14 protein-coding genes, 1 tRNA gene and 1 pseudogene are annotated in these 15,188 nt (G+C 74.4%); 10 read left to right on the top strand and 6 right to left on the bottom strand.

The window, feature by feature from the left end:
- Window positions 1-169: 169 nt before the first annotated feature.
- A complete protein-coding gene (locus tag ACZ516_RS05345; RefSeq protein WP_469008587.1) occupies window positions 170-1,204 on the bottom strand; it encodes an SEC-C domain-containing protein in 1,035 nt (344 codons plus the stop codon).
- A 554-nt stretch (window positions 1,205-1,758) separates the two neighbouring features.
- Here ACZ516_RS05345 and ACZ516_RS05340 point away from each other — a divergent pair.
- The 3 genes from ACZ516_RS05340 (at window position 1,759) to ACZ516_RS05330 (ending at window position 3,953) form a co-directional block, all read left to right on the top strand.
- On the top strand, window positions 1,759-2,067 hold the full coding sequence (locus tag ACZ516_RS05340) for a DUF6412 domain-containing protein (RefSeq protein ID WP_358580063.1): 309 nt from the start codon (window positions 1,759-1,761) through the stop codon (window positions 2,065-2,067).
- A gap of 122 nt (window positions 2,068-2,189) precedes the next feature.
- Window positions 2,190-2,951: a YidC/Oxa1 family membrane protein insertase gene (locus ACZ516_RS05335; protein WP_361076449.1), complete on the top strand. Its 762-nt coding sequence runs from the start codon at window positions 2,190-2,192 to the stop codon at window positions 2,949-2,951.
- Between the two features lie 144 nt (window positions 2,952-3,095).
- On the top strand, window positions 3,096-3,953 hold the full coding sequence (locus ACZ516_RS05330; protein ID WP_358580060.1) for a fumarylacetoacetate hydrolase family protein: 858 nt from the start codon (window positions 3,096-3,098) through the stop codon (window positions 3,951-3,953).
- A gap of 323 nt (window positions 3,954-4,276) precedes the next feature.
- On the opposite strand, the gene ACZ516_RS05325 is transcribed toward ACZ516_RS05330, so the two are convergent.
- Window positions 4,277-4,717: a heme-degrading domain-containing protein gene (locus tag ACZ516_RS05325; protein ID WP_358580173.1), complete on the bottom strand. Its 441-nt coding sequence runs from the start codon at window positions 4,715-4,717 to the stop codon at window positions 4,277-4,279.
- A 98-nt stretch (window positions 4,718-4,815) separates the two neighbouring features.
- Window positions 4,816-5,949 (bottom strand): Gfo/Idh/MocA family oxidoreductase, encoded by a 1,134-nt coding sequence (locus ACZ516_RS05320; RefSeq protein WP_469008585.1) that lies wholly within the window; start codon window positions 5,947-5,949, stop codon window positions 4,816-4,818.
- Window positions 5,950-6,491: 542 nt separating this feature from the next.
- Between ACZ516_RS05320 and ACZ516_RS05315 the strand changes: the two genes are divergently transcribed.
- The 5 genes and pseudogenes from ACZ516_RS05315 to ACZ516_RS05295 all read left to right on the top strand — a co-directional run.
- On the top strand, window positions 6,492-7,658 hold the full coding sequence (locus tag ACZ516_RS05315) for an ROK family protein (RefSeq protein ID WP_469008734.1): 1,167 nt from the start codon (window positions 6,492-6,494) through the stop codon (window positions 7,656-7,658).
- A gap of 773 nt (window positions 7,659-8,431) precedes the next feature.
- Window positions 8,432-9,217 carry a hypothetical protein gene (locus tag ACZ516_RS05310; RefSeq protein WP_469008583.1) on the top strand — a complete coding sequence of 262 codons (786 nt, stop codon included), beginning with the start codon at window positions 8,432-8,434 and terminating at the stop codon, window positions 9,215-9,217.
- Between the two features lie 168 nt (window positions 9,218-9,385).
- On the top strand, window positions 9,386-10,165 hold the full coding sequence (locus tag ACZ516_RS05305; protein WP_361076127.1) for an HAD-IIA family hydrolase: 780 nt from the start codon (window positions 9,386-9,388) through the stop codon (window positions 10,163-10,165).
- Between the two features lie 123 nt (window positions 10,166-10,288).
- Window positions 10,289-10,828, top strand: coding sequence for a hypothetical protein (locus ACZ516_RS05300; protein WP_469008581.1), 540 nt, complete (start codon window positions 10,289-10,291; stop codon window positions 10,826-10,828).
- 16 nt (window positions 10,829-10,844) lie between these two features.
- A pseudogene (locus tag ACZ516_RS05295) lies at window positions 10,845-11,498 on the top strand (class F sortase); the annotation flags it as partial.
- A 242-nt stretch (window positions 11,499-11,740) separates the two neighbouring features.
- Here the strand turns inward: ACZ516_RS05295 and ACZ516_RS05290 are convergent.
- Window positions 11,741-11,920: an ANTAR domain-containing protein gene (locus ACZ516_RS05290; RefSeq protein WP_469008579.1), complete on the bottom strand. Its 180-nt coding sequence runs from the start codon at window positions 11,918-11,920 to the stop codon at window positions 11,741-11,743.
- A gap of 227 nt (window positions 11,921-12,147) precedes the next feature.
- On the opposite strand from ACZ516_RS05290, the gene ACZ516_RS05285 reads away from it, so the two are divergent.
- On the top strand, window positions 12,148-12,561 hold the full coding sequence (locus ACZ516_RS05285) for a hypothetical protein (RefSeq protein ID WP_469008578.1): 414 nt from the start codon (window positions 12,148-12,150) through the stop codon (window positions 12,559-12,561).
- Window positions 12,562-12,662: 101 nt separating this feature from the next.
- Here ACZ516_RS05285 and ACZ516_RS05280 read toward each other — a convergent pair whose 3' ends face one another.
- Together ACZ516_RS05280 and ACZ516_RS05275 are read right to left on the bottom strand one after the other, a co-directional pair.
- Window positions 12,663-13,367, bottom strand: a complete 705-nt coding sequence (locus ACZ516_RS05280) for a FadR/GntR family transcriptional regulator (protein ID WP_469008576.1) — start codon at window positions 13,365-13,367, stop codon at window positions 12,663-12,665.
- 67 nt (window positions 13,368-13,434) lie between these two features.
- Window positions 13,435-13,508: transfer RNA gene (locus ACZ516_RS05275), tRNA-Lys, on the bottom strand.
- Window positions 13,509-13,727: 219 nt separating this feature from the next.
- Here ACZ516_RS05275 and ACZ516_RS05270 point away from each other — a divergent pair.
- Complete coding sequence (locus ACZ516_RS05270; protein ID WP_361076118.1) at window positions 13,728-15,074, top strand: peptidoglycan-binding protein; 1,347 nt, start codon at window positions 13,728-13,730, stop codon at window positions 15,072-15,074.
- Window positions 15,075-15,188: the final 114 nt, after the last annotated feature.

Genomic DNA, 15,188 nt, shown 5'->3' with positions numbered 1-15,188 from the left:
CTCCCTGTCGCCGGGCGCTGATGTGTCTGTTCTTACATGCTCCAGTTAGAGCGCTCACGTCAGCGCAATGCCTCACATGTGATAGCAGCTGACACCGGCGCCACAAGGCGACACGAAGGCATGGGAAAGTCCGGCTTCTTCTTGGCCGAATAGATCCTTCGGGAACGCTTTACCGAACCCCGTGGCATCGCCCATACGTCGCCCCCGAGCCGCACCAGCACTCCGACGAAGCCTCGGGCGGCCAGGCCGTGGCGCGGCCTCGGGCTGCCAGGGTGGTGGCGTATTGGGGGAGTAGGTCCGGGTGGTCCGGGGAGGTGGATTCTGAGGCTGCGAAGGCCTCGTAGGAGGGGACCGTGCCGGTGACGATGCCGAGGTTGGGGGTGCCCGAGGCGGAGAGTTCGCGCAGGGAGGACTCTATGGTCGCCAAGTGCGCCTCGTGCGAGGGGTATTCGGCCGTCAGGGACGGGTACGCCGTCACGAGTTCCGTCAGTTCCGCTTTTGGCCAGTGCAGGACCGCCACCGGGAAGGGGCGGGACAGGGCCTCGCGGTAGGAGCCGAGTTCCGCCTGGATGCGGGTGATCTCCGCGCGGAGTTCCGCGGGGTTCTCCGAGCCCAGGGACCAGACCCGCTTGGGGTCGTGCAGTTCGTCCAGGGAGACGGGCGCCGTCGAGACGCGGTCCGCCAAGGTGTCCCACGCGTCGTGGTCCGCGCCGAGCAGGCGGCGTACGCGGTGCCGGCCGAAGAGCAGCGGATGCGTCGCGTACGGCGGGTCCGGTGTCTCCGGCGGGAGCAGCAGCGTCACCGCCTCCGTGAACGTGGCGTGCGCCTGCTCCAGTTCGTCGTGCGCTTCCAGGGACTCCGCCACGATCACCCAGGGCGCCGGGTCCCGGGGGGCCGCCGCGCGGACCCCGTCGATGATGGCGCGGGCCTCCGCCTCGTGGTCGTACTCCCAGAGGTTCGCGGCCTTCAGGGCGCGGATGAGCACGGGGGAGGACGGGGGGTACTCGGCGTCGGCGGACAGCAGGCGGTCGTAGAGCGTCGTCGCGCGCTCGCGGACGCCGGCCAGTTCGAGGTGGGCGGCGGCCTGGAGGAGCAGTTGCTCGGCGTCCTCCGGGTACAGGCCGGCCGTGCGTTCCAGGCGCGCGGCTTCGGCGATGTGGTCGGCGTCGACGTGATCGGCGGCGGCAGGCTTCTCGGGGCGCATACGGGACACGGTACTGCCGAGCGGGCCTTCCGCAGAGGGCACGGTCCGTCGGATCGGCCGGGGGGGGATCCTTCTCCCTGCCTCGCCTCGCGGCGATGGGCCTCGCGGCGATGGGCCTCGCGGCGATGGGCCTCGCGGTGACGGGCCTCGCGGCGATGGGCCTCGCGGTGACGGGCCTCGCGGCGATGGGCCTCGCGGTCGTCCGCGTGGCGGTGAGCAGCGGATCGGCCACCGGGGCGCCCTGCCGTCTGCCGGCTGCCGTCTGCCGTCTGTCGTTCGTCGTCCCGGCCGAGTCGGTCCGTCTTCCTAGGACGGGGCTTGGCGACCCCCTCATCCGTGCGGCCCCGTCCGTGATGCCGCCCGGCCCGGGGTCGGCCTTGGGCGGAACCGGGGGATCCGGTCAGTCGCGTGCCGGTCGGGTCGGTCCAGCCCGTGCACCCGGCTCCTTCAGTTCAGCGACATCGGTCCTGTATAACGGGGCAAGAGGACTGCCCCGGAGACGGAGACGGGGGTGGAGACGGAGTCGGGGAGGAGGACACGCGGTGCGAGAGTTGATGCGTAGTGGGAAAGCCGCCGCGCGCCCGGCCCTGCTCCTGCTGTTCCTGCTCGTCGAGCTCGTCCTCGTCGACGCCGGCAGCCTCACCGCGGCCGTCGCCCTCGCCGCGACCGCCGCCGCGGGGGCCGCCCTCGCCGTCTGCTCCCTGCTCGCCGCGCGCTGCGCGCCCCCCGTGCCCCGCACCCGTGTGCGTACGGCCATCCGCGACCGTGAGCGGCGTACCGCCTTCCTGCCCCAGCGCGACCCCGACGCCCGGGGTCGCAGGCGCCCCCGAGCGCCCGGCCGTCACCTTCCGACGGCCGCGTAGGGGACCACACACGTCACCCGAGCCCCTCGCGGTTCGTCCTGCCGACGCGACGTCTTTCCGACCTCGCCTCTCCTCTCCCGGCACGACGAGACCCCTCGGAGGGCTCCTCCATGACCAGCTTCCTGTCCCCTTTCATGTCCGTCTTCGCGGACCTGGTCGCGCGCATGGCCGACCTGCTCGGCCCGCTGTTCCACGGCTCGGCGACCGCCGCCGCGATCGTGCTCTTCACCGCCTGCGTACGACTCCTCGTCCACCCCCTGTCGCGCGCCTCGGCCCGCGGGCAGAAGGCGCGCGCCCGGCTCTCGCCGCAGATCGCGGAGTTGCGCAAGAAGCACGGCAAGAACCCCGAGAGGCTCCAGCAGGCGGTCCTCGAACTGCACCGCAAGGAGCGCGTCTCGCCCCTCTCCGGCTGCCTGCCGAGCCTCTTTCAGCTGCCGGCGTTCTTCCTGCTCTACCACCTCTTCTCCAGCTCCGGCCTCGGCGGCGGGTCGAACGCGCTGCTCGGTCACACCCTCGGCGCCGCGCCGCTCGGCGGCCGGTGGGCGGACGCCCTGGCCGACGGCGGGGTGTTCGGGGCGCGGGGGCTCGTCTATCTGGCGCTGTTCGTGATCGTCGCGGCGGTCGCCACGTTCAACTACGCGCGCACCAAGCGGCAGCTCGCCGCCACGCCGCTTCCGCAGGCCGGTGACCGGCCGACGCCCGGCATGGGCGCCATCACCAAGATCATGCCGCTGATGTCGTTCATGACTCTGATCACCGTCGCCGTCGTACCCCTGGCCGCCGCGCTGTACGTGGTGACCAGTACGACGTGGAGCGCCGTCGAGCGGGCGGTGCTCTACCGGGACATGCCGGGCGGGATGCCGCTGGCGGCCGCCGCCGGTTGACGGCCCGGGACGCGTGGCTACCGCTGAGTAGGGGTCCAGTACGTGAACGGGGTCTTGCGGAGCGGACAGTCACCTTGGACGATCGACCAAACCTCCGATGGCCGCATCCCATCGGCCGGGCTACCGAAGGAATGGAGTTCGACCATGAAGCTGCTGCGAGTCGGTACGGCCGGGGCGGAGCGGCCCGCTCTGCTCGACGCCCAGGGGACCCTGCGGGACCTGTCGGGGCTCGTCACGGACATCGACGGGGCGCTGCTCTCCGACGGCGGCACGCTCGACCGGATACGGGCCGCCGCGGACGCCGGGGTGCTGCCGGCGCTCGCGGCCGAGGGGGTGCGGATCGGGCCGCCGGTCGCGCGGATCGGCAAGGTCGTCTGCATCGGGCTCAACTACCACGACCACGCCCGCGAGACGGGCGCCGAACCGCCCGCCGAACCCGTCGTTTTCTTCAAGGCGGCGGACACGGTGATCGGCCCGGACGACACCGTGCTGGTGCCGCGCCGGTCGGTGAAGACCGACTGGGAGGTCGAACTGGCGGTGGTCATCGGACGTACGGCCCGTTATCTGGAGTCGCACGAGCAGGCGCTGGCGCATGTCGCGGGGTACGCGGTGGCGCACGACGTGTCCGAGCGGGAGTTCCAGATCGAGCGGGGCGGCACCTGGGACAAGGGCAAGAACTGCGAGACGTTCAACCCGCTCGGCCCCTGGCTCGTCACCGCCGACGAGGTACCGGACCCGCAGGCGCTGTCCCTGAAACTCTGGGTCAACGGCGAGCTGAAGCAGGACGGCACGACCGCGCAGCAGATCTTCCCGGTGGCCGAAGTGGTGCGCTACGTCAGCCAGTTCATGACGCTCTACCCCGGCGACGTCATCAACACCGGTACGCCGGCGGGCGTGGCGATGGGGCAGCCCGAGCCGAAGCCGTATCTGCGGGCGGGCGATGTGGTGGAGCTGGAGATCGAGGGGCTGGGGCGGCAGCGGCAGTCACTGAAGGACGCGTAGGCCCGGCCTGGGTCTTGTGCGGGGCTGCGGTGCTCTGCCCCCTGCCTCTGCCCTTGGCCTCTGCCCTTGGCCTCTGCCCTTGGCCTCTGCCCTTGGCCTCGGGCCTCGGGCCTCGGGCCTCGGGCCTCGGGCCTCGGGCCTCGGGCCTTGGGTGGGGTGGTTCCTGCCCGGGGGGCTTTGGGTGGGGCCCTGTGCTCCCTGGCCGGGTGCCCTGGGGGGCTCGGCACTCCCCGCTCGGGTTCATGAAGCGGGGCCGGCGACCCCGTAGGGCTGGGGTTCCCGTCCGAGGTCCCGGCGCAGGCCCCGGCCGGGGGCGTCGCCGCCTACGCGGTGGTGAAGCGTTCCAGCGCCTCCACCACCAGCGCGTGGTCCTCCACCTGCGGCAGGCCCGAGACGGTCACCGCGCCGATGACGCCCGCGCCCGCGACCGCCAGAGGGAACGCGCCGCCGTGGGCCGCGTACGTGTCGGGGTCCAGGCGGGAGGAGGCCTCGAACGTCGTGCCCTTGGCGCGGAAGCGGGAGCCGACCAGGTACGACGAGCAGCCGTAGCGTTCCACGACGCGGCGCTTGCGGGCGATCCAGGCGTCATTGTCCGGGGTCGAACCGGGCAGCGCCGCGTGGAAGAGCTGCTGGCCGCCGCGGGTGATGTCGATCGCCACCGGGGCGCGGCGCTCGCGCGCCAGTTCCACCAGGAGCGAGCCGAGCGCCCATGCGTCGTCGTACGTGAAGCGGGGCAGCACCAAGCGGCGCTCCTGGGCCTCCAGTTCGGCGACGGTCGGGGCGGTGGAGGTTGGGGCGGTGACGGGCGGGGCGGTGGCGGCCGGGGCCTTTGAAGGCGGGGCCGTGGTCTCCCGTGCCGCGGTCACAGCGTCACCGTCACACCGTCGCGGGCCGAGCGGCGGGCCGCCTCCAGGACGTCCAGGGCCTCGGCGGCCTGGAGCGCGGTGACGGGGTTCTCGCCGGTGCCGCGCAGGGCCTCGGCCACCGCCGCGTAGTACGCGGGGTAGTCGCCGGGCAGCGTCGGCACGGGGCGGCCGCCGCCGGTCACCGGGGACTCCCCGGCGCCGATCCGGCCCCACATCGTCTCCGGCTCCACGCCCCAGGGGTCCCGCGTCGCGGGCCGCCCGCCCTCGCGCAGGGCCGCCTCCTGGGGGTCCAGGCCGTACTTCACGTACCCGGCCTCCGAGCCGAGGACGCGGAAGCGCGGGCCGAGCTGGGAGGTGGTGGCGCTCATGTACAGGTGCGAGCGGACGCCGCTCGCGTGGGTCAGGGCGATGAACGTGTCGTCGTCGGCCTCCGCGCCCGGGCGGCGGACGTCCGACTCGGCGTACACGCTCGTGGCCGGGCCGAACAGCACCAGGGCCTGGTCCACGACGTGGCTGCCCAGGTCGTAGAGGAGACCGCCGATCTCCTCCGGGTCCCCGGACTCGCGCCAGCCGCCCTTCGGCTTCGGCCGCCACCGCTCGAAGCGGGATTCGAAGCGCCATACGTCGCCCAGCGCGCCGTCCGCCAGGAGCCGGCGCAGTGTGCGGAAGTCGTTGTCCCAGCGGCGGTTCTGGAAGACGGACAGGAGCAGCCCGCGCTCCTCGGCGAGGGCGGCCAGCTCGCGGGCCTCGGCGGCCGTGCCGGCGATCGGCTTGTCGACGACGACCGGCAGGCCCGCCTTCAGGGCGGCGGTGGCGAGCGGCACGTGCGTCTTGTTGGGGGACGCGACGACGATCAGGTCCAGGTCGTCCGCCCGGTCCCACAGTTCGTCCGCCGAGGCCGCGCAGCGCAGGCCGTCGCCGAACTCGGCGCGGGCCTGGTCCTGCCGCTGGGGGTTCGACGTCACGACCGTGTCGAGGGTCAGGCCCTCGGTGGCGGCGATCAGCGGGGCGTGGAAGACGGAGCCCGCGAGGCCGTACCCCACGAGGCCGACGCGCAGGGGGGCGCCGGTTTCGCTGTCGGTGCCGGTAGCCGAGCTTGTCGCAGTTGCGGAGGTCGAGGTCCCAGTCATGCTTTCCACTTAAGCAACGGTGTTGCCAAAGTGCAAGCGGAGGAGACAATGGCGGGGTGAAGTCGTACGGGAACAGGGTGAACACCGGAGTGAACCTGCCGGCGCTGCGCGGGCACAACGCCGCGTTGGTGCTCGATCTGCTGCGCGCGGCGGGCGAGGCGGGCATCAGCCGCCTGGAGCTGGCCGAGGGCACGGGGCTCACCCCGCAGGCCGTCAGCAAGATCACCGCGCGGTTGCGGGCGGAGGGGCTGGCCGCGGAGGCGGGCCGCCGCGCCTCGACGGGCGGCAAGCCGCGCACCGTCCTGCGCCTGGTCCCCGACGCGGGCCACGCGGTCGGCCTGCATCTGGACCGCGACGAGCTGACGGCGGTCCTCGTCGACCTCACCGGCACGGTGGTCGCCGAACGCCGCGCCCCGCTCGCCTTCGGCGCGGGCGCGGAGACGGTCGTGGAGACGGCGGCGGAGGAGGTACGGGGGCTGCTGACGGAGTTGGCCGAGCAACCGCCGGGCCTGCGGGGGGCGTTGCCTGGGGCTGCGCCTGGTGTGGAGCGGGCGGCGGGGCCTGGGCCTGTGCCCGGTGCCGGGCGGGCGGTGGGGCCCGGTGAGGTGGCGGGTGCCGGTTCGGGGGCGAGTGACGGGGGCCCCGGTGAGGTGTCCGGGGCGGTGCCCGGAGCCGGGCGGGCGGTGGCGCCTGGGCCTGCGCCCGGGGTCGGGCGGGCGGCGGGGCCCGGTGAGGCGGCGGGTGTCGCTCCAGCGGCGAGTGACGCGGGCCTGGGTGACGTATCCGGGCAGGTGCCCGGTGCCGGGCGGCCGGCGGCGCCTGGGGGTGTGCCCGGTGTGGAGCGGGCGGCGGGGTCCGGGGCTGTGCCCGGTGTGGAGCGGGCGGTGGGGCCCGAGGCTGTGCCCGGTGTGGAGCGGGCGGCGGGGCCCGAGGCTGTGCCCGGTGGCGGGCGAGCGGCCGGGTCTGGCGTTACGTCCGGACGCGGGCCGGCGGCCGGTCCCGGGCCCCGTGTGTCCGGCGTCGGCGTCGCGCTGCCCGGGCCGCTCGATCATGTGGGCGGGGTGTTGCGGCGGGTGACGGGGTTTCCGGCCTGGGACGGGTATCCGTTGCGGGACGCGCTGGCGGGGCGGCTCGGGCTGCCGGTCGTCGTGGACAAGGACACCAACGCCGCCGCTCTGGGCCTGGCCCTCGCCGGTGCCGACGCCGGCGGCTCCTTCGCGTATCTGCACCTGGGCACAGGGCTGGGCGCCGGGCTCGTGCTCGCGGGCTCCGTGCACCGCGGGGCACGCACCGGGGCCGGCGAGTTCGGCCATCAGGTGCTGCAGCTGGACGGTCCGCCCTGCGCGTGCGGGGACCGGGGCTGCGTCGAGGCGCTGTGCCTCGCGGCCGTCGCCCGGGGCGATCTGGACGAGGCCGCGCGCGTGCTCGGCACGGCCGCGGGCAACCTTGTCGGGCTGCTCGACATCGACCGCGTCCTGCTGGGCGGACGGACCGTGTTCGCCGCCGAGGAGCTGTTCGTACGCGGCGTGGGTACGGTCGTCGCCACCCGTGCCCGGCGTGGTGGCGGGGCGGCGGACGTGCCCGTCGCCCTCGCCCCGGGAGGCGAACGCGCCGTCGCGGAAGGCGCGGCCCAGCTCGTCCTCGCGCCGCTGTTCGGCCGGGCGGAGGTGGCGTTCCCCGCCCATCGCCGCGGCCAGGACCTCGCCTGATCGTGCGCCTGCGGGGCGTCCCCGTCACCGGGTGCCCCACTGGGTCGGGTCCCCTGCCGATCGCCGTGGGCGGGGACCCGCCTCCCCGTGCGGTTCTGCGCCGGTCCGTCGCCCCTCAGGTCGGGTTCCCCGTCAGTGGTCCCGTGCGGGCCCCGTCTCTTTGGGCGCCGGTGGGCCGGCTGTCGGTCTCGCCGCAGCCTGGCCTCCAGGTCGGCGTCCCCGCCAATGGCTCCGGCGTGGCCGCCCGTCGATCGTGCGCGGTGGGTCTGCGGACCGGTCCTGCCGCCGCCGGGCCCCTCGGGTCGGATCCCGTCAAGGGCTCCCGGCCGGGGCCCCGTCGTCGTGCGGTTATGGGCCTGCCAGGCGGCCCTGTGGCCGCCTGGCCCCACAGGCCGGCTCCCGCGCATCGCCCCGGGCGGGCCCATCCGTTCGTACGCTTGTGGGCCCAGGGGTCGGCCCTGTCTCCCCCTGACACCCCCTCAGGCGGCTCCCGCGAATCGCCCCGGGCGCAGCTCGCCCGTTCGCGCGGCGTTGTGCGCCGGCGGACCAGTCCTGCCCCCCGGGCCCCCAGGACGGCTCCCCGTCCATGCGCCCGGGCAACGCCTCGTCGCGCATGTGGCCCTCCCGCGACTACCGCCCGGCCCCCAAAGGCCGGCGTCCCGCCAATCGCCCCCGGCGTGATCCCGCCTGATCGTGCGGTTGTGGAACCGCCGATCGGGTCTACCGCCGGGTGGCGGCGGGGGGTGGGGCCGGGGGCGTGGCAAGGTCCCCGCATGCGATTCCGCAGTTCTCTCACCTTCGGCGTCGCCACCACCGTCGCCGCCGCTCTCACGTCCGCCGCCGCGCCGGGGCCGGCCGCGGCCGCACCGCAGGTGCGTCAGCAGCGGCACGCCGTCGTGGTGCCGCCCGCCTGCGGGACCGCCGACAGCGACGTCTTTCCCATCGACACCCGCATCCACGAGGGGCCCGCCGCCTACCGTCCGGGCGGTGACCGGCAGGGCTGGACGATCGACCTCACCAACACCACCGGCGACCCCTGCTCGGGCGTCCACCCGATCCTGGTCCTGGTGGACCAGCGGCAGCCGCTGCGGTCCGAGCAGATCCGGCTGGAGTTCCACGACGGGACGCGCTGGCGGCCCGTGCGGTTCGTGCGGACCGATCAGGACGAGCACGTCGGCGTCTTCGACGACGGTTTCCCCGGGTTCACGGTCGGCCCCGGCGAGAGTGTCGAGGTCAAGGTCAGGCTCGGCTTCAGCGCCGACACGCGGCCCACCCGCGTCGTGGCGTCCGCCGCGCTCGTCCAGCGCAGGGACGACGACGGCGAGTGGGTCGGCGACTCCAACGACTACGCGTTCACCGTCGCGGCCGACGCCCCGGAGGAGCCGTCCCCCACCGGGCGCGCGGACTCGATCGAGCGCGCGGACTCCATCGAGCAGCTGGCGCAGACCGGCGTCATCACCTTGCTCGGCCTCGGGGCCGCCGCCGGCATGCTCCTCCTCGGCGGCGCGGCCCTGCTGGCCCGCCACCGGCGCCTGCGCTCGGGCACCCGCCGCCCCTGACCCGGGCCGGGCCCGCTTCGGGCACTGTGCCCGGAGTGGCGTGGGGGACCGCGAGACGGGGACGAACAGCCGAGGGTCGAGATCGCGGCTTCCTGTTTAGGGTGGGGGCGTCGGCACAGCGCTGTCCCGGCGCCCCAGCCCACCCGTTTCCCCGCAGGAGTGCACCGCATGGCAGAGCGCAAGCCCATCGAATCGTGGCTCACCGACATGGACGGCGTGCTCATCCACGAGGGCGTCCCGATCCCGGGAGCCGACACGTTCATCAAGAAGCTGCGCGAGTCCGGCAGGCCCTTCCTCGTCCTGACCAACAACTCCATCTACACCGCGCGCGACCTCCAGGCCCGCCTGAACCGCATGGGCCTCGAAGTGCCCGTCGAGAACATCTGGACGTCCGCGCTCGCCACCGCCAAGTTCCTCGACGACCAGCGCCCCGGTGGCACGGCCTACGTCATCGGCGAGGCCGGCCTGACGACCGCGCTGCACGACATCGGCTACGTCCTGACCGACCACGACCCCGACTACGTGGTGCTCGGCGAGACCCGCACGTACTCCTTCGAGGCCATGACCAAGGCCGTCCGGCTCATCAACGGCGGGGCCCGCTTCATCTGCACCAACCCCGACGAGACCGGGCCCTCCACCGAGGGGCCGCTGCCCGCCACGGGCGCCGTCGCCGCGCTGATCACCAAGGCGACCGGCAAGAACCCCTACTTCGCGGGCAAGCCCAACCCGCTGATGATGCGGACCGGGCTGAACGCCATCGGGGCGCATTCGGAGACCAGCGCGATGATCGGCGACCGCATGGACACCGACGTCCTCGCCGGCCTGGAGGCGGGCATGGAGACGTTCCTGGTGCTCACCGGACTGACCTCGCGCCGGGACATCGACAAGTACCCGTTCCGGCCCTCCACCGTCGTGAACTCCATCGCCGACCTGGTCGAGCGGATCTAGAGCCCTGGAGGCCCAGGAGCCCTGGAGGGCTAGAAGCCCTCTGGAGCCCCGGCCCCCGTTTGACCCGTGCCGGGGTGCGGCGTGCCGGGCGCGGCGTGAATCTCGTAGGACAGGAGGTTCACGATGCGAATACGTTCCCTTGCTCCCCGTGCGGCCGGGGTGGCCGTCCTGGTGGCGGTCGCCCTGCCCGGCGGGGTGGCCCGGGCCCACGAGAGCGGCTCCGTGGAGGCCACCGTCACCCCTGCCACCGCCGGCGCCGGCGCCTCCGTGGAGGTCACCGTGACCGGCTGCGAGGGCGCCACCGGGGCGGCCGGGGCGGGGGCCTTCGAGGGGGAGGCGCGGCTCAGCGGGCGGGGTGGCGACGACCTCAAGGGCACCGCGAAGATCCGCAAGGGCGTCTCCGGCTCCTACGAACTCACCGTCATCTGCGACGGCCACCCCCACCAGGGCGTCGGCACCGTCCGCGTGGCGGGGCGGAGCGCCGAGCCGAGCGCCCCGGTGCGGGCCGGTGGCGGCGGCACCGCGCAGCTCACCTCGGCCGCGTCCGAAGGGGCCGACGAGGCGGGCCCCGGCACCCGGCACGCCGTGGTCGGCCTGGTCCTCGCCGGGGTCGCGGCCGTCGCCGTGGCCTTCCGCAGCGTCCGCCGGCACCGCTCCGAGTGACGGACGGGCCCCTGTCGTGTCCGGCGGCGAACGCCCGTCCGGCTCCGCGCGCCTGCTGACCGGCCTCGCCTGGGCGGTTCTCCTGGGCGGCCTCGGGCTGTGGGGCAGCGGCCTCTCCGCGCTGCCCGGCGGCATGTCCGCGCCGACGAAGGGCGACGCGGCCGCGGTGGGCCGCCCCCCGGACGTCGACCTGCCGCCCGCGCACGAACCGCTGCCGCCCGCGCGCCCGCTCCGCGTCGACGTGCCGTCCCTGGTCGTGACGGCGCCCGTGACGGCCCGCGGCCTGGACCCCGAGGGCGCGATCGACCCGCCGCCGTACGCCCGGGCGGACACCGTCGGCTGGTACGGCGGCGGCACCCGCCCCGGCGCCCCGGGCGCCGCCCTCTTCGTCGGCCACGTCGACACGGAGACGGAGCCCGCCGTCTTCTACGACCTCAGCGCGGTGCGGCCCGGCGAGCGGATCCGGGTGGCGCGCGACGACGGGACCGTCGCGGAGTTCACCGTCGACGACGTCCAGGTCGTCGCCCGTACCCGCTTCGACGCGCGCAAGGCCTACGGCGCGCACGAGGAGGGCCGCGCCGAGCTGCGCCTCATCACCTGCGGCGGCACCTTCGACCGGGCCGCCCGCGCCTACACGGCCAACGTCATCGTCTCCGCGTACCTCACGGGCGTCGCCCGCCGGCCCGCGGCGTCCGGCGCATCCGACCCGGTCGGCGGCCCGCTCCCCCCGGGAGCCACCGACCGGGCGGTCCTCGACCGCGGGCGCGCGGGTCGCGGGAGGAACCCGGCACCGGCGCGGGAGGTCGACGGGCCATTCCGAGGAGCGGGACGGCCCACAGGCCGGGGGCTCGGGCCGTGTGACGAACTCTAGGACGAATCGGCGCCCCGGGGGAGTGGGTGTCGAGCCGGTTGTCAGGACGGGGCGGGCCGGTCGCGTCGCAGCGCCGCGCAGTCGAATGTCCCCTCGATCACCTGGGTGGCGACCAGGTCGATGGCCCGGCGTTCCGTGCGCGCGTAGCGCCGCAGCGCCTCGAACGCCTCGTCCGCCCCGGTGTGCCGGCGCTCGGCGAGCACGCCTTTGGCCTGTTCCACGCGGACCCGGCTGTCCAGGGCGTGCTGGAGCTGCGCGGTGAGCGTCCGGCAGCCCGTGAGGGTGCGGTGGTGGGGCAGGCCCAGGGCCGTGGCGTCCGCGAGGATCTGCGCGAGGCGACTCGGCCTCCCCGGGCGCGACGTGCTCGTCCCGCGGGGGCCGTGTCCCGAAGACGTTCAGCACCCCGAGCGTCGCGCCGCCGTGCCGCAGCGGTACGGCGAAGGTCCGCGTGACGCCGTACGCGCCGGCCAGCCCGGTGAACGCGGGCCAGCGGGCCATCGACTCCGCGGAGCCGATCCGCACCGGCGCCACCGCCGCGCCGGTTGCCCAGGACGTCCCGGCAGGGGCCGCCCTCGCGCTGGGCCGCCAGCAGGGCGTGCACCACGTCCCGTCGCCGGCCCCCGGCGACGAGGCGGACCTCGCCCCCGTCGGCGTACAGCACCCCGGCGCCCTGGGCCGGGAGCAGCTCCACGCAGTGGTCCGACAGCCGTCGCAGACGGGCCTCGGGGTCGAAGTCGTCGCGCAGCGTGTCCGCGGCCTCCACCAGCATCCCGGCGAGCCGCAGCGCGCCGGGTGGTACCCCATGCCCCTGTCTCCTCCACTCCCCGCAGACGGCGCGTCCCCAGGCCGGGGCGGCGCGTAACGCCCTCGTGGGCAGGGGGCCTCATGTCAGGATTGCGCCACGGACGGGGCACCGGGGTGTCCTCAACTGCCCTGTGCCGCCCGCCGCGTGAGAGCCAGAGGCTACGTGCGATGGGGGGCGCCTGTGGGGGCGGGTGAGCTGAGACGCGTACGAATGTTGCCGAAGTGCTCCCGTATGGCCCGCTCGGCCCGGACGGCGTCCCCCGAGCGCACCGCCTGCACGATCTCGCGGTGCTGGCGGCAGGTGACCTTGGGGTCCTGCGGTACGTCCACCAGATCGGTGCGGACCTTGTGGAAGGCGTCCCAGAACGCCTCCAGGACCTCGCCGAGGAGGAGGTTGCCGAGGCCGCGGTACAGGGCGGCGTGGAAGGCGCGGTCGGTCTCCGCGCGCACGGTGCCGTCGGGGGCGGCGGCCTCGGCGTCCATCCGGTCCACCAAGGCGTCCAGTTCGGCGAGGTCGGCCTCCGGGACCCGGCCCGCCAGGCGCGCGATCAGCCCCGTCTCCACGGCCTCGCGCAGCTCCAGGAGCTGGAGCAGGCTGTCCTCGCCGCGGTAGTGGCCCGCCACCGTGCGGAAGGCGAGGCCCTCGATCATCGGCGCGACCGACATCGGGCCGACATACGTACCGAAACCGTGCCGGATCTCCACGATCCCGACGGCCTGGAGCGCCTTGAGGGCCTCCCGCACGGAGTTCCTGCTGACGCCGAGGCGCTCCATCAGCTCGGGCTCGGTGGGGAGCGAGGCCCCGGAGGGCAGCCGGGAATCGATGATGAGCTTCTTGATCCGCTCCTGGATGTCGCGCGCCATGGCGCAACCGTAGCGGTAGGGCACACGACGAAGGCCCCCCGTGTGAACGGAGGGCCTTCGGTGTCTGTGCGCCGCCAGGGACTCGAACCCCGGACCCGCTGATTAAGAGTCAGCTGCTCTAACCAACTGAGCTAGCGGCGCCTGCTGACCTGGAGAACTCTACCGGATGTCCGGGGGTGCTCCTGACCACCCGGCCCGCCGGGGCGGCGTCCGGAGAGGGAACTCGCGGGGGCCCGGGTAGCCGCCGGGGCGGGCCGCTACATCATTCGGACCGTCAACATGCGGTATCCCGGGACAGTTGAGAAACTGACGGATGTGCAGATGCGCGGACTTTCTATTCTGGGGTGTGAGGGGAATCGCATGGAGGCCGCTCCGGTATTCGAGGAATTCGACCCCGAGAGCGACTGCGGCTGTCCCGGTTGTCTCCACTGGCGGCGCGCCATGGTCCACGCGCTTCCCGTGCGGCTCGGCGGCCACCCGGCGGCGCACGGCGCGCGGCGCGCCCTCGTCCTCGCGGCGGCGGCGGGCACGGTGCTCGGCGGCCAGACGCTGCCGGCGGCGGCCGGCACCGAGGTGGGGGGTGCCGGGGCGGCAGGCCATGCGGCGGCCCGGCGGGACGCCCGTCCGGCGGACGAGGGACCCGACACGCCGCAGGGCCCCGCGAGCCCCCTGCACGGCGGTTCGGGCGTGCCGGCGTCGTCGGTGTACCACTCGATCTCCCGGACGACGATCATCGACCGGGCGATGACGTGGGTCGACGCGAAGGTGCCGTACAGCATGGAGGCGTACTGGAGCGACGGTTACCGCCAGGACTGCTCCGGCTTTGTCTCGATGGCCTGGAACCTGAGCGGCAACGAATGGACGGGCAGCCTCGGCAAGTACGCGGTGCGCATTACGAAGGAACAGCTCCAGCCCGGCGACATTCTTCTCTTCCACAATCCGGCGAACCCGACCAAGGGGTCGCACGTGACGCTTTTCGGTGGCTGGACGGACGCCACTCAAACGCATTACGTCGCCTACGAGCAGACCCGCCCGCACGCCCGTAAGCAGGCGACTCCCTATGCCTACTGGGAGAACTCCGACCGCTATCTGGCCTATCGCTTCAAGGGCGTCGAGGAGGCCGGGACCACCACGGAGGGCAAGGGCGCGGGCAGCGGCTCCGGGCCGGTCCGCACGCGCTACCCCGGGGCGGGCTCCTTCGGGCCCGGGGCGAACAACGCGTACGTCACCCGGCTCGGCGAGGCGCTGGTCGCGCGGGGCGGCAAGCGCTTCTACCGGTCGGGCCCCGGACCGCGCTGGACCGAGGCGGACCGCAGGGCGACGCGGGCCTTCCAGCTGGCGCAGGGGTGGCGGGGCGGGAGCGCGGACGGCCTGCCCGGCCCGGCCACGTGGTCGTACCTGATGCGGGGGACGGGACGGGACATCCCCGCGGCGGCCGCGACCCCGAAGGACACCGATGCGCGGACGGCGCCGGCCTACCCCGGGGCGGGCGTCTTCCGGCCCGGGGTCTCCCACCCGGCGGTCGAGCAGCTCGGCGTCCAGCTCGTGCGGAAGGGCTTCGGCCGCCACTACGCCCGGGGCCCCGGCCCCACCTGGAGCGAGAGCGACCGACGCAACGTGGAGGCGTTCCAGCGCGCCCAGGGCTGGCGGGGCGCGGCGGCCGACGGCTACCCGGGCCCGGAGACGTGGCGACGGCTGTTCCGGTGAGGAGCACGGCCTCGGGCCTCGGGCCTCGGCCTGGGGGTACGGCGGAGGTGTCGGTGAGGCGGAGGCAGGGATGAGGCAGGGGCGTGCGTGAGGTGGGGCCGGACCAGGCGGAAG

The organism is Streptomyces sp. NPDC034037, from assembly GCF_055575715.1.
The sequence above is the reverse complement of the archived record's forward strand: the minus strand, read 5'-3'. Positions and strand labels throughout refer to the sequence as shown.